At 61.0% G+C, this 20,151-nt stretch carries 22 protein-coding genes and 1 tRNA gene; 17 read left to right on the top strand and 6 right to left on the bottom strand.

The window, feature by feature from the left end; all coding sequences use genetic code 11:
- Positions 1 to 92 precede the first annotated feature (92 nt).
- From AACW30_RS04085 to AACW30_RS04030, 12 genes are all read left to right on the top strand, one after another.
- Complete coding sequence (locus tag AACW30_RS04085; RefSeq protein WP_200624336.1) at positions 93 to 1,079, top strand: NAD(P)/FAD-dependent oxidoreductase; 987 nt, start codon at positions 93 to 95, stop codon at positions 1,077 to 1,079.
- Positions 1,076 to 1,291, top strand: coding sequence for a TIGR02450 family Trp-rich protein (locus AACW30_RS04080; protein WP_106578573.1), 216 nt, complete (start codon positions 1,076 to 1,078; stop codon positions 1,289 to 1,291). Before AACW30_RS04085 ends, AACW30_RS04080 begins: the two co-directional genes overlap by 4 nt.
- A 112-nt stretch (positions 1,292 to 1,403) precedes the next feature.
- Positions 1,404 to 2,363, top strand: coding sequence for a YbgA family protein (locus tag AACW30_RS04075; protein WP_119736486.1), 960 nt, complete (start codon positions 1,404 to 1,406; stop codon positions 2,361 to 2,363).
- Between the two features lie 17 nt (positions 2,364 to 2,380).
- Positions 2,381 to 3,310 (top strand): MerR family transcriptional regulator, encoded by a 930-nt coding sequence (locus AACW30_RS04070; protein ID WP_119736484.1) that lies wholly within the window; start codon positions 2,381 to 2,383, stop codon positions 3,308 to 3,310.
- A complete protein-coding gene (phrB, locus tag AACW30_RS04065) occupies positions 3,311 to 4,753 on the top strand; it encodes a deoxyribodipyrimidine photo-lyase (protein ID WP_200624335.1) in 1,443 nt (480 codons plus the stop codon).
- Entirely contained in the window at positions 4,746 to 5,168 is a 423-nt protein-coding gene (locus tag AACW30_RS04060) for a nuclear transport factor 2 family protein (protein ID WP_119736480.1), read from the top strand. The genes phrB and AACW30_RS04060 overlap by 8 nt, the downstream gene beginning before the upstream one ends.
- Positions 5,165 to 5,947 carry an SDR family NAD(P)-dependent oxidoreductase gene (locus AACW30_RS04055; protein WP_106578568.1) on the top strand — a complete coding sequence of 261 codons (783 nt, stop codon included), beginning with the start codon at positions 5,165 to 5,167 and terminating at the stop codon, positions 5,945 to 5,947. Before AACW30_RS04060 ends, AACW30_RS04055 begins: the two co-directional genes overlap by 4 nt.
- On the top strand, positions 5,944 to 7,191 hold the full coding sequence (locus AACW30_RS04050) for an NAD(P)/FAD-dependent oxidoreductase (protein ID WP_200624334.1): 1,248 nt from the start codon (positions 5,944 to 5,946) through the stop codon (positions 7,189 to 7,191). Before AACW30_RS04055 ends, AACW30_RS04050 begins: the two co-directional genes overlap by 4 nt.
- The gene (locus AACW30_RS04045) at positions 7,188 to 7,997 is read left to right on the top strand and encodes a DUF1365 domain-containing protein (RefSeq protein WP_124416390.1); all 810 of its coding nucleotides are present in this window, start codon (positions 7,188 to 7,190) and stop codon (positions 7,995 to 7,997) included. Before AACW30_RS04050 ends, AACW30_RS04045 begins: the two co-directional genes overlap by 4 nt.
- Positions 7,984 to 9,255 (top strand): SAM-dependent methyltransferase, encoded by a 1,272-nt coding sequence (locus tag AACW30_RS04040; protein WP_106578565.1) that lies wholly within the window; start codon positions 7,984 to 7,986, stop codon positions 9,253 to 9,255. The genes AACW30_RS04045 and AACW30_RS04040 overlap by 14 nt, the downstream gene beginning before the upstream one ends.
- The gene (locus AACW30_RS04035; RefSeq protein WP_200624333.1) at positions 9,248 to 9,739 is read left to right on the top strand and encodes a DUF2878 domain-containing protein; all 492 of its coding nucleotides are present in this window, start codon (positions 9,248 to 9,250) and stop codon (positions 9,737 to 9,739) included. The genes AACW30_RS04040 and AACW30_RS04035 overlap by 8 nt, the downstream gene beginning before the upstream one ends.
- A gap of 54 nt (positions 9,740 to 9,793) precedes the next feature.
- Positions 9,794 to 10,099, top strand: coding sequence for a YkgJ family cysteine cluster protein (locus tag AACW30_RS04030; protein ID WP_016977069.1), 306 nt, complete (start codon positions 9,794 to 9,796; stop codon positions 10,097 to 10,099).
- A gap of 149 nt (positions 10,100 to 10,248) precedes the next feature.
- Here AACW30_RS04030 and AACW30_RS04025 read toward each other — a convergent pair whose 3' ends face one another.
- The 6 genes from AACW30_RS04025 to hemA form a co-directional block, all read right to left on the bottom strand.
- Complete coding sequence (locus AACW30_RS04025; RefSeq protein ID WP_106578563.1) at positions 10,249 to 10,767, bottom strand: acyloxyacyl hydrolase; 519 nt, start codon at positions 10,765 to 10,767, stop codon at positions 10,249 to 10,251.
- Between the two features lie 111 nt (positions 10,768 to 10,878).
- Positions 10,879 to 11,673, bottom strand: a complete 795-nt coding sequence (murI, locus tag AACW30_RS04020) for a glutamate racemase (protein ID WP_200624332.1) — start codon at positions 11,671 to 11,673, stop codon at positions 10,879 to 10,881.
- The gene (gene moeB / locus AACW30_RS04015) at positions 11,666 to 12,421 is read right to left on the bottom strand and encodes a molybdopterin-synthase adenylyltransferase MoeB (RefSeq protein WP_200624331.1); all 756 of its coding nucleotides are present in this window, start codon (positions 12,419 to 12,421) and stop codon (positions 11,666 to 11,668) included. Before moeB ends, murI begins: the two co-directional genes overlap by 8 nt.
- On the bottom strand, positions 12,415 to 13,245 hold the full coding sequence (gene prmC / locus AACW30_RS04010; RefSeq protein WP_200624330.1) for a peptide chain release factor N(5)-glutamine methyltransferase: 831 nt from the start codon (positions 13,243 to 13,245) through the stop codon (positions 12,415 to 12,417). The genes moeB and prmC overlap by 7 nt, the downstream gene beginning before the upstream one ends.
- Entirely contained in the window at positions 13,246 to 14,328 is a 1,083-nt protein-coding gene (gene prfA, locus AACW30_RS04005; RefSeq protein ID WP_169368178.1) for a peptide chain release factor 1, read from the bottom strand. It abuts the gene before it with no gap.
- Positions 14,325 to 15,614: a glutamyl-tRNA reductase gene (hemA, locus tag AACW30_RS04000; protein WP_169368177.1), complete on the bottom strand. Its 1,290-nt coding sequence runs from the start codon at positions 15,612 to 15,614 to the stop codon at positions 14,325 to 14,327. The genes prfA and hemA overlap by 4 nt, the downstream gene beginning before the upstream one ends.
- A 182-nt stretch (positions 15,615 to 15,796) precedes the next feature.
- Here hemA and AACW30_RS03995 point away from each other — a divergent pair, with 182 nt between their 5' ends.
- The 5 genes from AACW30_RS03995 to AACW30_RS03975 all read left to right on the top strand — a co-directional run bounded on the left by AACW30_RS03995 (position 15,797) and on the right by AACW30_RS03975 (position 20,096).
- Positions 15,797 to 17,521 carry a tetratricopeptide repeat protein gene (locus AACW30_RS03995; RefSeq protein ID WP_106578557.1) on the top strand — a complete coding sequence of 575 codons (1,725 nt, stop codon included), beginning with the start codon at positions 15,797 to 15,799 and terminating at the stop codon, positions 17,519 to 17,521.
- A 4-nt stretch (positions 17,522 to 17,525) separates the two neighbouring features.
- Entirely contained in the window at positions 17,526 to 18,143 is a 618-nt protein-coding gene (gene lolB, locus AACW30_RS03990; RefSeq protein WP_200624329.1) for a lipoprotein insertase outer membrane protein LolB, read from the top strand.
- Positions 18,144 to 18,145: 2 nt separating this feature from the next.
- Positions 18,146 to 18,997: a 4-(cytidine 5'-diphospho)-2-C-methyl-D-erythritol kinase gene (gene ispE, locus AACW30_RS03985; protein WP_200624328.1), complete on the top strand. Its 852-nt coding sequence runs from the start codon at positions 18,146 to 18,148 to the stop codon at positions 18,995 to 18,997.
- 36 nt (positions 18,998 to 19,033) lie between these two features.
- Positions 19,034 to 19,108 (top strand) — tRNA-Gln (locus AACW30_RS03980).
- Positions 19,109 to 19,154: 46 nt separating this feature from the next.
- Positions 19,155 to 20,096 (top strand): ribose-phosphate pyrophosphokinase, encoded by a 942-nt coding sequence (locus AACW30_RS03975; RefSeq protein ID WP_003208392.1) that lies wholly within the window; start codon positions 19,155 to 19,157, stop codon positions 20,094 to 20,096.
- Positions 20,097 to 20,151: the final 55 nt, after the last annotated feature.

The raw sequence follows: 20,151 nt of genomic DNA, 5'->3' as shown, positions 1-20,151 counted from the left end.
GAACAGGTACGCCAAAACTTATACCAAAAAACAATATTGTACAGCTATTGGTGTCGGCGTAGTCTGTACCCAACGGTAAAACGAGGCCTCCCATGACTGTTCCCATCGCGATCATCGGCACCGGCATCGCCGGTCTCTCCGCCGCCCGAGCGTTACGAGACGCGGGGCACGCTGTACAACTCTTCGATAAAAGCCGCGGCAGCGGCGGCCGCATGTCCAGCAAGCGCAGCGATGCCGGCGCGTTGGACATGGGTGCGCAATACTTCACCGCCCGCGACCGGCGCTTCGTCAACGAAGTGCAACGCTGGCAAAGCCATGGCTGGGCCGAGCAGTGGAAACCCCAGCTGTACAACTTCAAGTCCGGTCAGCTCACCCCCTCTCCCGACGAGCAAATCCGCTGGGTGGGTACGCCGCGCATGAGTGCTATCACCCGTGCGCTGCTGGATGATTTGCCGGTGGAATTCGGTTGCCGCATCACCGAAGTGTTCCAGGGCAAACAGCACTGGAACCTGCTGGACGCCGACGGCGGCAATCACGGCCCGTTCAGTCACGTCGTGATTGCCACGCCGGCACCCCAGGCCACCGCGCTGCTCGCCGCCGCGCCGAAGCTGGCGGGTGCCGCTGCGGGTGTGAAAATGGACCCAACCTGGGCCATCGCGCTGGCTTTCGACAAACCTCTGGATACACCAATGGAAGGCTGTTTCGTCCAGGACAGCCCGCTTGACTGGCTCGCGCGCAACCGCAGCAAACCGGGACGCGATACCACCCTCGACACGTGGGTGCTGCACGCCACCAGCGCGTGGAGCAAGGCGCACCTGGACTTGCCCAAAGAAGCCGTGATCGAACACCTGCACGGCGCCTTCGCAGAGCTGCTGCACAGTGCCATGCCCGCGCCTTCTTTCAGCCTGGCGCATCGCTGGCTGTACGCGCGCCCCTCCAGCGCGCATGAATTCGGGGTACTGGCCGATGCTGACCTGGGCTTGTATGTGTGCGGCGACTGGTGCCTGTCCGGTCGGGTCGAAGGCGCTTGGCTCAGCGGCCAGGAAGCGGCGCGACGTTTGATCGAGCACCTGCAATGAACCGCATCAATCCCGCCAAACTGCTGCTGTCGAAGTGGACGGCAGCTCGTCCTCGCAACAAGGAGAAACACTTCTTGGTCACAGAATTGTTCCGTGACGAGGAAGGCACTGTGCTGGAAATCGAGCTGCAAGCCGTCATGACTCGCCGTGCTGAACGCTTGGCCTGGCAAACGTTGCAAAATGCCGAAGACTGGCGAATTGGCTGGAAGTAGTTCGCCTGAAAATACTTGTACAAAATATTTGACTTGTACAGCATCAAACCTATGATGAGATTTAGTTGTACAGACTCAAGAGTTTGTACAGGAATCTCGGAGAGGTTTGAACATGTCCAGCACTGGAAAACCGAAGATCGCCATCAGCGCGTGCCTGTTAGGCGAGAACGTGCGCTTCAATGGCGGACACAAACAATCCCTGCTGTGCAGCCAGACGCTCGCTGACTACTTCGACTTTGTGCCGCTGTGCCCTGAAGTTGCAATCGGCCTGGGCATCCCCCGCGAACCGATCCGCCTGGTGGGCGACCCTGCCCAGCCGCAGGCCGTCGGCACGGTGCGCCGTGAACTCAACGTTACGCAGCCACTGGACGAATACGGCCAGCAGATGGCGCTGGAACACACCGACCTGTGTGGCTACATCTTCATGCAGAAGTCGCCGTCGTGTGGCCTGGAACGGGTCAAGGTCTACCGTGAAAACGGCACACCTGTCGACGGCGGCGGGCGCGGCATCTACGCGCAGGCGTTCTGCGCACGCCACCCCAACCTGCCGGTGGAAGAAGACGGTCGGCTGAATGACCCAGTGTTGCGGGAGAACTTCCTGACCCGCGTCTTTGTGTACGCCAGCTGGCAACAACTGCTGGCCGAGGGCCTGACCCGCCACCGCCTGCTGGCATTTCACTCGCGCTACAAATACCTGCTGATGGCCCACAGCCCGGTGCATTACAAAAGCCTCGGCCACCTGCTGGGCAGCATGGGCAAGGACACCCGTCTCGACGAACTGGCCGCCGGCTATTTCAGCGAGCTGATGACCGGCCTGAAAAAATGCGCCACCCGCGGCACTCACACCAATGTGCTGCAACACATCAGCGGCTACCTCAAACAGGCCATCAGCGCCGACGACAAGCAGGAAATGCAAACCGTCATCGGCCAGTACCGTACCGGCATCGTACCGCTGGTGGTGCCATTGACCCTGCTCAAACACCACTTCCGCCAACACCCGGACCGTTACATCGCGCAGCAGGCCTACCTGCAACCGCACCCTGAAAACCTCAGCCTGCGTAATGCGATCTGACCCATGAAAAGTACATTATGAAAGCTGACCTGCAAGACGAACCCGGCGAAGACATCGCCCAAGCCCTCCAGGACGGTTGGCTGCCCATTCGCGAAGTGGCGCGCCAGACCGGCGTCAACGCCGTGACCCTGCGCGCCTGGGAACGCCGCTACGGCCTGATCGTGCCCCAGCGCACGCCCAAGGGCCACCGGCTGTTCAGCGCCGAACACGTGCAACGCATCCACACCATCCTGACCTGGCTCAACCGCGGCGTGCCCGTCAGCCAGGTCAAAGGCTTGATCGACTCGGCCCAAGCCAGCCCCGACACCGTCGAAAACGAATGGCACGCCCTGCGTCAGAACCTGGTGAACGCCATCAGCGCGTTGGCCGAGCGCCGGGTCGACGATGCGTTCAACCAAGCCATGGCGTTGTACCCGCCACGTACCCTGTGCGAGCAGCTGCTGCTGCCGCTGCTCCAGGAACTCGAACAACGCTGGCAAGGCCAGTTCGGCGCGCAAATGGAGCGGGTATTTTTCCTGTCCTGGCTGCGCAGCAAGTTCGGTGCGCGCATCTATCACAACAATCGCCAGCTGCAAGGCGCCCCGCTGCTGCTGGTCAACCACTCGGACTTGCCGCTGGAGCCGCATGTGTGGCTCAGCGCCTGGCTGGCCAGCAGCGCCGATTGCCCAGTGGAAGTCTTCGATTGGCCGTTGCCGGTCGGTGAGTTGGCGTTAGCGGTGGAGCACCTGCAACCGCGGGCCGTGCTGCTGTATTCGAGCAAGGCCCTGCAGGTGTCGACGCTCACCAAACTGCTGGGCGGCGTCGATTGCCCGACGCTGATTGCCGGACCAACGGTATGCATCCACCAGGCCGAGTTGGCCGTATTAACCCGTGAAACCCCTGAATTGTTCGTGGCCGAAGACCCGTTGTCGGCCCACTTGATTCTGATCCAGCGTGGACTTCTTTAAATGCATTTGATCTGGCTGCGCACCGACCTGCGCCTACACGACAACACCGCCCTGGCCGCCGCCTGCCAGCGAGGCCCGGTTGCGGCCGTGTACCTGATCACTCCCGAACAGTGGCTGGCCCACGATGACGCGCCGTGCAAAGTCGACTTCTGGCTGCGCAACCTGCAGCACTTGAGCCAGGCGCTCGGCGAGCTGAACATTCCCCTGCTGATCCGCACCACCGCGACCTGGGACCAGGCGCCCGCCGTACTGGGCACGCTGTGTCGGGAGCTGTCAGTCGAGTCGGTCCACGTCAATGAGGAATACGGCATCCACGAAACCCGCCGCGATGCCGCCGTGGCCCAGGCTCTGGAAACCCAGGGCGTGACGTTCCACAGCTACCTGGACCAATTGTTCTTCCAGCCCGGCAGCGTGCTGACCAAAACCGGCACGTACTTTCAGGTCTTCAGCCAGTTCCGCAAAGTCTGCTACAGCCGCCTGCACAGCGCCCTTCCCCGCGTGGTGGCGACACCCAACGCCCAGGCGCCGATCAAGCTGAAAAGCGATCCGATACCTGCACAGGTCGAAGGGTTCGAGCCGCCCGGCGAAGCTTTGCGCGCGCTCTGGCCGGCCGGTGAAGACGAAGCACGCCGCCGTCTCGACGCTTTCGCTGATCAACAAATCAGCTACTACAAAGATGAGCGCGACTTCCCGGCCAAACCCGGCACCAGCCAACTGTCCGCCTACCTTGCCGCCGGCGTAGTCTCGCCCCGCCAGTGCCTGCATGCCGCCTTGCAAACCAACCAGGGCGAGTTTGAAAGTGGCGATATCGGCGCGATCACGTGGATCAACGAGCTGCTCTGGCGCGAGTTCTACAAACATATTCTGGTCGGCTATCCACGAGTGTCGCGCCACCGCGCTTTCCGTCCCGAGACCGAAGCGGTGGCCTGGCGCGATGCGCCCAAGGACCTCGCCGCCTGGCAGCAAGCGCGCACCGGCTTGCCGATCATCGACGCCGCCATGCGCCAGTTGCTCGAAACCGGCTGGATGCATAATCGCCTGCGCATGGTGGTCGCGATGTTCCTGACCAAGAACCTGCTGATCGACTGGCGCGAAGGCGAGCGCTTCTTCATGCGCCACCTGATCGACGGCGATCTGGCTGCCAACAACGGCGGCTGGCAGTGGAGTTCCTCCACCGGCACCGACTCGGCGCCGTATTTCCGGATTTTCAGCCCGCTGAGCCAGTCGGAAAAATTCGACAGCGAAGGCGTGTTCATCAAGCACTGGCTGCCGGAACTGGCGGCGCTGAACAAGAAGGAAGTGCACAACCCCGAGGCGGTCGGCGGCCTGTTTGGCGTGGCCGACTACCCACGCGCTATCGTCGACCTGAAAAAGTCCCGCGAGCGCGCCCTGGCTGCCTTCCGCAGCCTGCCCTCGCGCCAGGGAGTTGCCGAACATGAGTGACTTCCTGCACCGGTTCGCCCAGGCCTTTGCGACGCTGGACAAGCATAACCTGCACCTGCTCGACAGCCTCTACAGCAAGGACATCGCCTTCACCGACCCACTGCATGAAGTGCACGGGCTGACGGCGCTGCACCGCTACTTCACCGAGCTGTATGGCAATGTGAGCCAGCTGCGTTTTGACTTTCACGGCTTCGACCAAGTGGCCGAAGGCGAAGGCTACCTGCGCTGGAAGATGAGTTTTTGCCACCCGCGCCTGAACAGCGGCAAGGTGATCCGGGTTGAAGGCTGCTCACACCTGATGTGGCGCGACAAGGTGTACCGGCACCGGGATTATTTCGATGCAGGCGCTCTGCTCTACGAACACCTGCCAGTACTCGGCCGCGTCGTCAGTTGGCTGAAAAGGAGAATGGGATGAGCCTTACACCGCCTCGCCGATATTGGCTGACCGGCGCCAGCAGTGGCATCGGCGCGTCGCTGGCCGTGGAGCTGCTCAACAGCGGCGCCCACGTGGCCCTCAGCTCACGCACGAAAGGCCCGCTGGAAGCCCTCGCCCAACGTTATCCAGGCCAAGTGCTGGTGGTGGCTGGGGACCTGACCAACAGCCAGACCGTGCGTGAGATCGGCGAGCACATCGGCGTGGTCTGGGGCTCCGTCGATACGGTGATTCTCAACGCTGGCACCTGTGAATATGTCGATGCCAAGCAATTTGATGCATCGATTGTCGAGTACGTGGTGCGCACCAACTTGCTGGCCAGCAGCTATTGCATCGAAGCTGCGCTGCCGCTGTTGCGCGCCGGGCATTCCCCGCACCTGGTCGGCGTGGCCAGCGCTGTCACCTACCTGCCCATGCCCCGCGCCGAAGCCTATGGTGCGTCCAAGGCCGGGCTGCGCTACCTGTTCGAATCCCTGCGCATCAGCCTGTCGCCGGAGAACATTGACGTCACGGTGATCAGCCCGGGCTTTGTCGACACCCCGCTGACCGAACGCAACGACTTCCCGATGCCCCTGAGCTGGTCCGCCGACAAGGCCGCGCGGCATATCTTCGCCAAGCTGGCAAAACGTCCGCTGGAAATTGCCTTTCCCGCCATGTTTATCGCCACTTTGTGGCCGCTGTCGAAGCTGCCCAACCGTGCGCAACTGATCATCGGCAAACGCATGTTGCGCAGCCCGCCACCGAAGAAGGACGACCTGTGAAGATCGCCATTATCGGCAGCGGCATCGCCGGGCTGACCAGCGCTTACCTGCTCAGCCGTCGCCACGACATCACGGTGTTCGAAGCGGGCGAGCGCATCGGCGGGCATACCCACACGGTCGACGTCACGGTTGAGGGTAAACGCTACGCGGTGGACACCGGGTTTATCGTGTTCAACGACTGGACCTACCCCAACTTCATTCGCTTGCTGGGGCAGATTGGCGTCACCTTCAAACCCACCGAAATGAGTTTTTCGGTGTGCGACCAAAGCGCCGGATTCGAGTACAACGGCAACAACCTCAACAGCCTGTTTGCCCAACGCCGCAATATCCTGTCGCCAGGGTTCTGGGGCATGTTGCGCGACATTCTGCGCTTCAATCGCCAGGCACCGCTGGACCTGCAGGAACAGCGCATCAGCGCCGAGATGACCCTGGGCGATTACCTCGAAGCCGGCGGCTACGGCCCACGCTTTATCCGCCATTACATCGTGCCGATGGGCGCGGCGATCTGGTCGATGTCCCTGGCTGACATGCTCGGCTTTCCGTTGCAGTTCTTTGTGCGCTTTTTCAAGAACCACGGTTTGCTCTCGGTGAACAACCGGCCGCAGTGGTGCGTAATCGAGGGCGGGTCGAGCAGCTACATCGAACCGCTGACGCGCAGCTTTAGCGAACAGGTGCGCCTTAATTGCCCGGTGCATAACGTCGAGCGTACCGACGACGGCGTTGTGATCCACAGCGCCGCCGGCAGCGAGACCTTTGACCGGGTCGTGCTGGCCTGCCACAGCGACCAGGCCCTGGCCTTGCTGGCCGACCCCAGCACGGCTGAACAGGAAATCCTCGGCGCGCTGCCTTACGCCGACAACGATGTGGTGCTGCACACCGACACGCGCCTGCTGCCGGACCGCAAGCTCGCCTGGGCCAGCTGGAATTATCGGCTGACCGGCGATACCCAAACCCAGGCCGCCGTCACTTACGACATGAACATTCTGCAAGGCATCGACAGCGCCACCACCTTTTGCGTCAGCCTTAACCAGACGCCAATGATCAACCCGCTGAAGATCCTCGCGCGCTTCACCTACGCGCACCCGCAATACAGCCTCGCGGCGGTCGCTGCCCAAGCGCGCTGGGAAGAATTGGCGGGCACGCGCAACACCTTTTTTTGCGGCGCCTACTGGGCCAATGGTTTCCACGAAGACGGCGTGGTCAGCGCATTGCGCGTGGCTCAAGCCTTTGGAGAAACCCTGTGAACAGCGCCCTGTACAGCGGCTGGATCGCCCATCGCCGGTTTGCGCCCAAGGCTCACGCCTTTCGCTACCGCATCGGCCTGCTGTACCTGGATTTAAGCGAACAGGACGAAGTGCTCGGGCTGTCGCCCCTGGCCGGCGCCGGCCGCCTGGCGCCCTTCGGCTTTCGCCAGCAGGATTACCTGCGTGAATTCACGCGCCACGGCATGAGCTTGAGCGATGCCGTGCGCCAGGAAGTTGGCAAGGCACTGGGGCGCGAGCCCCAGGGCGTTATCTGCCTACTGACCCAGGCTCGCAGTTGGGGCCTGGCTTTTAACCCGGTGAGTTTCTTCTACTGCTTCGAGGCCGATGGGCAACTGGCCGCGATCCTGTGTGAAGTGACCAACACCCCATGGCGCGAGCGTTATCACTACGTGCTGCCGGCTCAGGCGCTCGGCGCCGATGAGCATCAGCACTTCGCCGTGGCCAAGGCCTTCCATGTGTCGCCGTTTTTGCCGCGCGACCTGGAATACCGCATGAGTTTCAGCCCGCCCGCCGCCAAGCTCGGCGTGCACATGGCCGACTGGCAAGGTGAGCTGAAGGTTTTCGACGCCACGCTGAGCCTGCACAAGGAGGCGTTGAACCGCGCCAGCCTGCATCGCTACCTGTGGCGCTTCCCGTGGATGACCGCCAAGACGTGCCTGGCCATTTACTGGCAGGCCATGCGCCTGTTGCTCAAACGCACACCGATTTTTTCCCATCAGGCCGCCGATGGCGCCTCTCGCACCGCAGTCGGGTATACCAAGGATCGCCGCCATGAAATCCCCTAGCTTATCGGTCAAGACCAATCGCCTGAACGTCAACGGCATGACCAGCGCATTGCTGCGCAAGGCCGTGCTGCGCCAACTCAGCCAACTGCGCCACGGCCAACTGGTGGTGATCGAGGACGGCGAACGCCAAGTGTTCGGCGCCCGCGAAGCGCACCTGCTGGGGGAAATCCAGATCCTCGACTCGGCAGTGTGGGGTCTGGTGGCGGCCAACGGCTCGATCGGCGCCGGCGAGGCGTTTATCCACGGTTACTGGACCAGCCCGGACTTGACCGCCGTGGTGCGCGTGATGGTCAGCAACCTTGAGGTGCTCGACGCCATGGAAGGTGGCCTGGCGCGCCTGGCACGCCCCTTCACTCAAGGCCTGCACTGGCTCAACCGCAATACGCGCAAGGGCTCGCAGAAAAACATCGCCGCCCACTATGACCTGGGCAACGACCTGTTCGAAGAATTCCTCGACCCGACCATGATGTACTCGGCGGCGCAATTTCTGACGCCCGATGACACCCTGGAACAGGCGCAATTGAACAAGCTGGAGCGCATCTGCCAAAAGCTTGCACTCAAGCCCACCGACCATCTGCTCGAAATCGGCACCGGCTGGGGCAGCATGGCGCTGTACGCAGCGCAGCACTATGGCTGCAAAGTCACCACCACCACCTTGTCCAAAGAGCAGTTTGCCTACACCCAAAAGCGCATCGAGGCCCTGGGACTGCAGGACCAGGTGACCCTGTTGTTGCAGGACTACCGCGACCTGACCGGTCAATACGACAAGTTGGTGTCCATCGAGATGATCGAAGCGGTGGGCCATCGCTTCCTGCCGACCTACTTCAAGCAGTGCGCGCATTTGCTCAAGAGCGACGGCCTGATGCTGCTGCAAGCCATCACCATTCGCGAGCAGCGTTTTGAGCAGGCCAAGAACAGCGTCGATTTCATCCAGCGCTATATTTTCCCCGGCGGCGCCCTGCCCTGCGTGCAGAACATGCTGCACATCGTCAGCCGCGACACCGACATGAACCTGCTGCACATGGAAGACTTCGGCCTGCACTACGCAAAAACCCTGCGCCTGTGGCATGAGAACTTCCGCCGCGCCCATGGCCGACTCGCCGAGTTGGGCTACGATGAATACTTCCTGCGCTTGTGGGAATTCTATTTGTGCTACTGCGAAGGTGGGTTCATGGAACGTACGATAGGCACCGCGCAGTTGCTGCTGGCAAAACCTGCGGCAATCAACCCACCCTTGCTCGGGCGCTTCAGTGCTTAAATCGCTGGCGAACGCCGTACTGTTCCAGTGCGGCTGGTTTGCCTGTGTGCTGGGGGGCGACAGCGGATGGTTGCTGGTGGTCGGTGCAGTGCTGGCCATCCACCTGCTGTGGATAGGTTCGTGGTCGCGGGAAGGCCGGGTGATCCTCGCCGTCACGCTGCTGGGCACTGTGGTGGATACCGCATTGCGCACCTTTGGCGTCTTTCATTTCAGTTTTCCGGGGCCGCTGATTCCGTTTTGGCTGGTGCTGCTGTGGGCGTTGCTCGCCACCACGCTACGCCATTGCCTGGCCTGGAGTGCCCAGCCCTGGTGGCGCGCCAGCGTGTTGGGCGCAGTCGGCGGGCCGTTGTCTTATTACGCGGGCAGCCAATTGGCCGGCGTGAGTTTCGGTTACGGCACGGCGCCAACCCTGGTCGGCCTGGCGCTGCTTTGGGCGCTGGTGTTCCCGGTGCTGCACTGGATCGCCCGACAACTGGGGCACTGACGTCCGTCAGAGCTTTTACACCTACCTGACACGCTTGCCTTACACTGCGCGCCTATGACCAACATCCCCCACACACAAATCACCGAACCCGCCGTCACTTGCTCGACGTGCGCGGCCTGCTGCTGCCAATTGGAAGTGATGCTTATCACCGACACCGGCGTGCCGGAGCGCTATATCGATACCGACGATTGGGGCGGCGAAGTGATGCTGCGTCTGGATGATGGCTGGTGTGCGGCGCTGGACCGGGACACCATGATGTGCACGATTTACGAGCGACGGCCGCTGATCTGCCGGGAGTTCGAGATGGGTGCGCCGGAATGCCTGACCGAGCGTGAAGGAATTGCGACGGCGTATCGCTAGCGCTGAACGTTACGAGGATTAAATGTGGGAGCGGGCTTGCTCGCGAAGGCTGGGTGTCAGTCACCGAATAATTGACTGATACACCGCCTTCGCGAACAAGCCCGCTCCCACATTTGGTTTTGCAGGGTTCTGGAAAACTGCGCTGAGGTTTACAGCGGCATGGTGTAGTGCAACGCGTAGCTTTCTACGCCGTCGTTATTGCTGCTGATGCCCGCGTTGGAATAGTGCGTGGCACGAATGCCCACCTCATGCCCACCGGTAAAACGCAAACCAAAGCCCAGGCGGTCCTCAAACTGGAAGGACTGGCCGATGTTGTTGTCTTCAAGGCGCGTGCGCGAGAATGCCGCCACCCCGATGCCGGCCTCGATGTAAGGTTTTACCGATGCCCCGGCAAACTCATACACAAACACTGGCGAGAACGACAGGCTGCTGGCGCCCGCACGTTTGTCGCCCTCCCAATAGGTGTAAGCGCCGCTCCAGTAGCCGGTCAGCCGGCCGGTATCGCTCTGCCACCAGCTTTTATCCCAATCCGATGTCAGCCCCAACCGATAGGTCATGGTCGAATCGCTGGTGCTCCCCACACCAAATTCCAGGCCAGCGGCCTGGGCCGAAACAGAGTGTCCTACCACGGCGGCCGCAATCGCAGCCAAACAGAACAAGCGCTTCATAAGAAACAGTCCTTGAGAACGAAGTTGTATGGTTTTGTACAAGCTAACTCGCTATAGAAGCGCGCGCATAGCCAGAAGTTCAGCGTCTAACCCCGGTATTTCACGAATTTTTCACGCGTCGAAGCTTCGCACAACTCCGGGATGCTTCCATAGTGTGGGTAGGATATTTCTTAAATGATCGACATTACCGCTCGTCCAGAACCGGGCCGGCTCAGGGTTGCCGCTGGCCAACAGGTCACGCTCGCCCAGCAAACGCTTGAGCTGGCGTGCCACGGCAGCGCCGGTATCGATCAGGATGATGCTTTGGGGAAGCATCTGCGCCAGAAGCGGCTTGAGGAAGGGATAGTGGGTGCAGCCCAGGATAATCGTGTCACAACCGGCGCTGAGCAGCGGTTCGACATAGCCGCGCAACATCTGGCGCAGCTCGGGGCTGTCGAGGTCGCCGCTTTCAATCAACTCCACCAGGCCCGGGCACGGCTGGGTGATCACACGCACGTCGGTGGCGAAGCGATCAAGCAAAGCGGCGAACTTGGCACTTTGCAGGGTGCCGGTGGTGGCGAGTACACCGACCACGCCGCTGCGAGTGGCGGCGGCGGCGGGTTTGACGGCGGGCTCCATGCCTACCAGGGGCCAGTCCGGATAGTCCTCGCGCAAATCGGCGACGGCGGCGACGGTCGCCGTGTTGCAGGCAATCACAAACGCCTTGGCGCCTTGCTCGCGGAAAAATTCGGCGACACGCCGGGAGCGTTCAAGAATGAATGCCGGGGTTTTCTCGCCGTAGGGGATATGCCCGCAATCAGCCACGTACAGCAGCGTTTCATGGGGCAATAACTGCTGAATTTCGTCCAGCACGGTCAAGCCGCCGATGCCGGAATCGAACACACCGATGGGCGCGCTCTTAACCATGCTGCGTCCCGCAGACACTGCAACCGGGGTCGCGCTTGACGCGCAATTCGCGAAACCGCGTGGTCAACGCATCAATCAGCAACAAGCGGCCCACCAACGGCTCACCGAAACCGGCCAGCAATTTCAAGGCTTCCAGGGCTTGCAGGCTGCCGACCACGCCAACCAACGGACCGACGACGCCGGCTTCGCTGCAGGTCAGTTCAGTGTCGCTGCCGTGCCCGTACAAACAGTGGTAGCAGGGGCTGTCGGCGCGACGCGGGTCGAACACCGACAACTGCCCTTCGAGGCGAATCGCTGCGCCGCTGATCAATGGCTTGGCGGCAGCAACACAGGCAGCGTTCACCGCTTCACGGGTGGAAAAGTTGTCGCTGCAATCGAGTACCACGTCCACCGCCGCTACTGCCGCGGCCAGTGAATCGGCATCCAGCGCTGCGCGGTGAGCACGCAGTTTGACTTCAGGGTTGATCGCCGCAAGACGACGCAGGGCCGAATCGACCTTGGTCTGCCCGACGCTGTCGGTGTCGTGGATGATCTGGCGTTGCAGGTTGGTCAGGTCGACGGTGTCGAAGTCGGCCAGGTGCAGCTCGCCCACACCGGCAGCGGCGAGGTACAGCGCGACAGGCGCGCCCAAACCGCCCAGGCCGACAACCAGGGCGCGGGCGTTTTTGAGGCGCAATTGGCCTTCGATGTCGACATGTTGCAACAGAATCTGTCGGCTATAGCGCAATAGCTCCTGATCGGTCAGCACGGCCGGCGTCCCAGGGTGATGCGCTCGTGGCCGCCGAGGTCAAGGCGGCTGTGTACCTCTTCAAAGCCTGCGCCAAGCAACAGATCACGTACGGCCGCCGCCTGATCGTAGCCATGTTCGAGTAACAGCCAGCCAGCCGCATTCAAGTGGGCTGGAGATTGGGCAATGATCAACCGCAAGTCATCCAGGCCATCATGCCCCGCCACCAGCGCGCTGGCCGGTTCAAACCGCACGTCGCCGGCCACCAGATGGGGATCGTTATCGGCAATGTACGGCGGGTTACTGATGATCAGGTCGAAGGTTTGGCCTTGCAGGGCGCTGAACCAATGGCTGCTCAACACCGTGGCGTTTTTCAGGTGCAGGCGCTGGCGATTGCGTTCAGCCAGGGCCACGGCTTCGAGCACGCGGTCGACCGCCGTAACCTGCCAGGCCGGACGTTCGCTGGCCAGGGCCAGGGCGATGGCGCCGCTGCCGGTGCCCAGGTCCAGAACCCTGGCAGGCGTGGCGGGCAACAGTTCCAGCGCGGCCTCCACCAGCAGCTCGGTTTCCGGACGCGGGATCAGCGTGTGAGGCGCGACCTCCAGGTCCAGCTTCCAGAAGCCTTGCTGGCCGAGGATATACGCCACCGGCTCACCGCCCCGACGACGTTGCAAATAGTCAGCAAAGGTCAGCGCATGTTCGCTGCTGACGATTTTTTCCGGCCAGGTGTGCAGGTAGCTGCGCGATTTACCCAAGGCTGCGGCCAACAACAACTCCACATCCAACCGCGCAGTGGGCGAGTCGGGCAGGTCGGCGGCGCGCAGCAGGCTGGCAATGATGGTCATTTATTCACCTATCGCCGCCAATTGGTCGGCCTGGTATTCGGCGAGCAACGGTTCGATTACCGCATCCACACCGCCGGCGAGAATCTCGTCGAGGGAGTAAAGCGTGAGGTTGACCCGGTGGTCGGTGACCCGGCCCTGGGCAAAGTTGTAGGTACGGATGCGCTCGGAGCGGTCGCCCGAACCCACCAGCAATTTGCGCTCGCTGGCAATCGCGTTGGCGGCGGCGCTGGTCTGCTGGTCATTGAGCTTGGCCGACAGCCAGGACATGGCACGCGCACGGTTCTTGTGCTGGGAACGCTCTTCCTGGCACTCCACCACAATGCCCGACGGCAAGTGCGTGATGCGGATCGCCGAGTCGGTCTTGTTGACGTGCTGCCCACCAGCGCCCGATGAGCGGTAGGTGTCGACACGCAAATCCGCCGGATTGATCTCGATGGCTTCCTGCTCGTCCGGCTCGGGCAACACGGCCACGGTGCACGCCGAGGTGTGGATACGGCCCTGGGACTCCGTCGCCGGAACCCGCTGCACGCGGTGCGCGCCGGATTCAAATTTCAGTTTGCCGTAGACGTTGTCGCCTTCAACCCGGGCGATGACTTCTTTATAGCCGCCGTGTTCGCCTTCGTTTTCGGACAGAATCTCGACGCGCCAGCCACGGCGCTCGGCGTAGCGCGAGTACATGCGGAACAGGTCGCCAGAGAAGATCGCCGCCTCGTCGCCACCGGTGCCGGCACGGATTTCGAGGAACACGTTGCGCCCGTCGTTGGGGTCCTTGGGCAGCAGCATGCGCTGCAGGTCGCCTTCCAGCTCGGCCAGCTTTTCCTTGGCCTCACGGACTTCTTCAACGGCCATTTCGCGCATGTCCGGGTCGCTGTCCTTGAGCAGCGCCTGGGCGCCTTCGAGGTCGGCCTGCACTTTCATCAGGTGTTTGTAGGTGGCCACAATGGGCTCAACTTCGGCGTATTCCTTGGAATAGGCGCGGAACTTGGCCTGATCGGAGATGACCTCGCCATCGCCGAGCAAGGCGGTCAGTTCTTCGAAACGGTCCTGGAGCACGTCCAGTTTATTGAGCAGTGACGCTTTCATTGCGGTTTTTTATCCGAAGAGCTATCTGACGCGCCCTCACCGAGGGCAAAGAGTTCCTGGGCCATGGCCAGCGCATCGAGGCGGCCTTCGGCGGTAAGCTTTTTCAACTGAACGCTGGGAGCGTGAAGCAACTTGTTGGTCAAGCCACGCGCCAGTTGCATCAGCACCTCTTCGGCGCTGCTGCCGTTGGCCAGCAGACGCTGGGCCTTGACCAATTCCTCGTCACGCAGGCGTTCGCCCTGCTGACGATACGCTTTGAGCACGTCGACCGCTGCCAGTTCGCGCAGGCGTACCATGAAGTCTTCAGCGCCGGTGCTGACCATTTCCTCGGCGGCCTGGGCGGCGCCCTGGCGACTCTTGAGGTTTTCGGCAACCACTTCGTGCAGATCGTCGACGCTGTAGAGGTAAACGTCGTCCAACTCGCCGACTTCCGGCTCGATATCGCGGGGAACGGCGATATCCACCATGAAAATCGGTTTGTGCTTGCGCAGCTTCAGCGCGCTCTCGACCGCGCCTTTGCCAAGAATCGGCAACTGACTGGCGGTGGAGCTGATGACGATATCGCTGCGCACCAGTTCAGCCGGGATATCCGACAGCAGCACCGCATGGGCGCCAAACTGCTCGGCAAGAATGCTCGCGCGTTCCAGGGTTCGGTTGGCGACCACAATGCGCTTTACACCCAGGTCGTGCAGATGACGCGCCACCAGGGTAATGGTTTCGCCGGCGCCGATCAGCAGGGCCTGGCTGCGCTGCAAGTCGCTGAAAATCTGTTTGGCCAGGCTGACGGCGGCAAACGCCACGGACACCGGGTTTTCACCAATGGCGGTGTCGGTGCGCACCTGCTTGGCCGAGTTGAAGGTGGCCTGGAACAGCCGCCCCAACAGTGGCCCCACGGTGCCGGCCTCGCGGGCCACGGCATAGGCAGATTTCATCTGGCCAAGGATCTGCGGTTCGCCCAACACCAGCGAGTCGAGCCCTGAGGCGACGCGCATCATGTGACGAACTGCCGCATCCTCTTCGTGCACATACGCACTGGCGCGCAGGTCATCGAGGCTCAAATGGTGATAATCGGCCAGCCAGCGCAGCACCCCATCCGCTGAAAGATGTTCCTGCTCTATATAAAGCTCACTGCGATTGCAGGTCGAAAGGATCGCAGCTTCGCGGCTGTCGGTGAGCCGGCAGAGCTGCTGCAAGGCCTCAACCAACTGCTCTGGCGTAAACGCCACGCGCTCGCGCACGTCTACGGAAGCAGTCTTGTGGTTAATACCGAGTGCGAGGAAGGCCATTCAATATCGCTGATGATGTCGGGAAGCCGACAATTGTCCTACTTCGCATGATTCAGAACAACCACCGCAGGCTATTGTCCTAATGCCTTGTGTCTATAAAGGCGCCAACTGAGACTCGGTTATGTTTGGCCGAAGGCTTGTGTCATGATGATCCGACCGCAGGTTAGTCGTCCTCTTCCTATATGAATAGATCTTCCGCGTTGCTCCTTGCTTTTGTCTTCCTCAGCGGCTGCCAGGCCTTGGCACCCGTGTCGCCGGACGGTACGCCGCCGGTTGAAGACAGCACCCCCGCCCCTGAAAAGCCCAAGGTTTATTCCTCGTTCAATGAAGAAACGATCTACAGCCTGCTGACCGCCGAACTCGCCGGCCAGCGCAATCGTTTCGATATTGCCCTGGATAACTACGTGACCCAGGCCATCAACACTCAGGATCCGGGTATTTCGGAGCGTGCGTTTCGCATCGCCGAATACCTGGGCGCTGACCAGGCTGCGCTGGACACCTCGCTGATCTGGGCGAGAAACGCACCAGACGACCTGGAAGCGCAGCGGGCCGCGGCCATTCAACTGGCGCGCGCGGGGCGCTATGACGACTCCATGGTCTATATGGAGAAAGTCCTGCTGGGCAAGGGCGACACGCATTTCGACTTCCTCGCGCTGTCGGCTGCCGACACCGACCAGGACACGCGCAATGGCCTGATGAAGAGTTTCGACCGCCTGCTGCAAAAGCACCCGAAAAACAGCCAGCTGATTTTCGGCAAGGCGTTGCTGCTGCAACAGGATGATGAAGCCGACGCCGCACTCAAGCTGTTGGAGCAGAACCCGCCGGAAGACGGCGAGATCGCACCGATTTTGCTGCGTGCGCGCTTGCTGCAGAACCTCAATCGCGGCAAGGAAGCGATTCCTCTGCTGGAAAAGAGCATCAAGAAGTATCCGGACGACAAGCGCCTGCGCCTGACTTATGCGCGCACGCTGGTTGAGCAGGACCGTATGGAAGACGCCAAAGTGCAGTTCGCCAATCTGGTCCAGCAGTACCCGGACGACGATGAATTGCGCTACTCCCTGGCACTGGTGTGCCTGGAGGCCAAAGCCTGGGACGAGGCCAAGGGTTATCTGGAGGAGCTGATCCAACGCGAAAGCCATGTGGACTCGGCGCACCTGAACCTCGGCCGTATCGCTGAAGAGCGCAACGACCCGCAGGCGGCCCTGCTTGAGTACGCTCAGGTCGGCCCTGGCAACGACTACCTGCCGGCGCAATTGCGCCAAGCTGACATCCTGATGAGCAACGGCCGCACCGACGAGGCGGAAAAACGCCTGGCCGCAGCGCGCGATGCCGAACCGGACTACGCGATCCAGCTGTACCTGATCCAGGCCGAAACCTTGTCGGCCAACAAGCAGGGCGAACGCGCCTGGAAACTGCTGCAACAGGCCTTGTTGCAATACCCCGACGATTTGAATCTGCTGTACACCCGCGCCATGCAGGCGGAAAAACGCAATGACTTGGCGCAGATGGAAAAAGACCTGCGCCTGATCATCAAGCGTGACCCGGACAACGCCATGGCGTTGAACGCCCTCGGTTACACCTTGTCCGACCGTACGACGCGCTACGCCGAAGCCAAGGTGCTGATCGAGCAAGCCCACAAGCTCAACCCGGAAGACCCGGCCGTACTCGACAGCCTGGGCTGGGTCAATTACCGCCTGGGCAACCTGGACGAAGCCGAACGCTTGCTGCGCCAGGCACTGGAACGCTTCCCCGACCAGGAAGTGGCCGCCCACCTTGGCGAAGTGCTGTGGGCCAATGGCAAGCAGCGCGAAGCGCGACAAATCTGGGAAAAATTCCTCAAGGAACAACCCGAAAGCCCCATCCTGCGCGGCACCATCAAGCGCCTGACCGGATCCGAGACCCTTTAAGCTTATGTTCTTGCGCCACGTAATTGTTTTCAGCTTCATCGCCCTGCTCGCCGGTTGCGCGGGTTTCGGCGCTCGCGAATCCGTTGAAGGCCAGGGCAACCCGGCGCAATGGAAACAACACAAGGATCAGCTCAGCAGCATTGATGGCTGGCAGATCGAAGGCAAGGTCGGGGTTCGCGCGCCAAAAGATTCCGGCAGCGGCACGTTGTTCTGGCTGCAGCGCCAGGACTATTACGATATTCGCCTGTCCGGCCCACTGGGCCGCGGCGCGGCTCGCCTGACGGGACGCCCGGGGCAAGTCAGCCTGGAAGTGGCCAACCAGGGACGCTATGAAGCGGCGTCGCCGGAAGAATTGCTGGAGCAGCAAATAGGCTGGAAGCTGCCCGTTTCGCACCTGGTGTGGTGGGTTCGCGGTTTGCCCGCGCCGGACAGCAAAAGCCGCCTGAGCCTCAATGGCGACAGTCGGCTGGCCACGCTGGAGCAAGACGGCTGGCAGGTGGAGTACCTCAGCTACGTGCAACAGAGGGGTTATTGGCTGCCCGAGCGCATCAAGCTGCATGGCACCGACCTTGACGTCACACTGGTGATCAAGGACTGGCAACCGCGCAAGCTGGGGCAATAAACGTGACTGTTACAACGCTAACGCTGCCCTCCCCCGCCAAACTCAACTTGATGCTGCACATTCTGGGTCGCCGTGAAGACGGCTACCACGAGCTGCAGACGCTGTTTCAATTTCTGGACTACTGCGACGAACTGACCTTCGCCGTACGCGATGATGGCGTGATTCAGCTGCACACCGAATTCGCAGGCGTGCCCCACGACAGCAACCTGATTGTGAAGGCCGCAAAAAAACTTCAGGAACAATCCGGTTGCCCCCTGGGCATCGACATCTGGATCGATAAAATTTTGCCCATGGGCGGTGGCATCGGCGGTGGCAGCTCAAATGCCGCGACGACGCTGCTCGGCCTCAATCATTTGTGGCAACTGGGTTGGGACCACGATCGCTTGGCTACGCTGGGCCTGACGCTGGGCGCTGACGTCCCGGTTTTCGTGCGTGGACACGCCGCTTTTGCCGAGGGCGTGGGGGAGAAACTCACCCCGGAATACCCCGAAGAGCCGTGGTATGTCGTGCTTGTTCCGCAAGTATCTGTAAGTACAGCAGAAATTTTTTCAGATCCACTGTTGACACGTAACTCTCCTCCCATTAAAGTGCGCCCCGTTCCCAAGGGAAACAGTCGAAATGACTGCTTACCGGTTGTAGCAAGGCGTTATCCAGAGGTACGTAACGCTTTGAATTTGTTAGGTAAATTTACCGAAGCAAAATTAACCGGAACTGGAAGTTGTGTGTTTGGGGGCTTCCCAAGCAAAGCTGAAGCTGATAAAGTCTCGGCCCTTCTTACAGAGACCCTTACAGGGTTTGTAGCAAAGGGAAGCAACGTTTCGATGTTGCATCGCAAGCTGCAAAGTCTGCTCTAAAGGAACCGAGTACTGGGTACTCGTTGCAACAGATACAGGGGCGTCGCCAAGCGGTAAGGCAGCAGGTTTTGATCCTGCCATGCGTTGGTTCGAATCCAGCCGCCCCTGCCATTTTCTAATACTCATCCAGGTTACCCTCAGCCTCTAGGTACTGCGCGTGTCCAAGATGATGGTCTTTACGGGGAATGCCAACCCCGATCTGGCTCGACGTGTCGTACGTCAGCTGCATATCCCTCTCGGTGACATCTCTGTCGGTAAATTCTCCGACGGTGAAATTACAGCCGAGATCAATGAAAACGTCCGCGGTAAAGATGTTTTCATTATTCAGCCGACCTGCGCTCCGACCAACGATAACCTGATGGAACTCGTCGTGATGGCTGATGCCTTCCGCCGCTCCTCAGCGACTCGAATCACAGCTGTAATCCCTTACTTTGGTTATGCCCGTCAGGATCGCCGTCCGCGTTCCGCACGTGTGGCTATCAGCGCGAAAGTCGTTGCTGACATGCTGACCGTGGTAGGCATCGACCGTGTTCTCACGGTTGACCTGCACGCTGACCAAATTCAAGGGTTCTTCGATATCCCGGTAGATAACATCTACGGCTCCCCAGTACTGGTGGATGACATCGAAGACCAGCGCTTTGAAAACCTGATGATCGTGTCCCCGGACATTGGTGGCGTCGTGCGTGCACGGGCTGTTGCCAAATCCCTGGGCGTTGACCTCGGGATCATCGACAAACGCCGTGAGAAAGCCAATCACTCTGAAGTGATGCATATCATCGGTGATGTCGAAGGGCGTACCTGTATTCTGGTTGATGACATGGTCGACACCGCCGGCACACTGTGCCACGCGGCGAAAGCCTTGAAAGAGCACGGTGCCGCAAAAGTCTTCGCCTACTGCACACACCCTGTGCTGTCGGGCCGAGCGATCGAGAACATCGAGAACTCCATGCTGGACGAACTGGTGGTGACCAACACCATCCCGTTGTCCGCAGCAGCTCAAGCCTGTTCGCGTATCCGTCAATTGGATATCGCACCGGTAGTTGCCGAGGCGGTTCGCCGCATCAGCAACGAAGAATCGATCAGCGCGATGTTCCGTTAAGGTTCACGCCTTAGCGACATCAACCTGACGAAAAGCGCCCCGCCCCAGCATACTG

The organism is Pseudomonas sp. MF6747, from assembly GCF_963890955.1.
Taxonomy (GTDB): Bacteria; Pseudomonadota; Gammaproteobacteria; order Pseudomonadales; family Pseudomonadaceae; genus Aquipseudomonas.
Note: the sequence above shows the minus strand (reverse complement) of the source record. Positions and strands in the feature narration are given on the sequence as shown.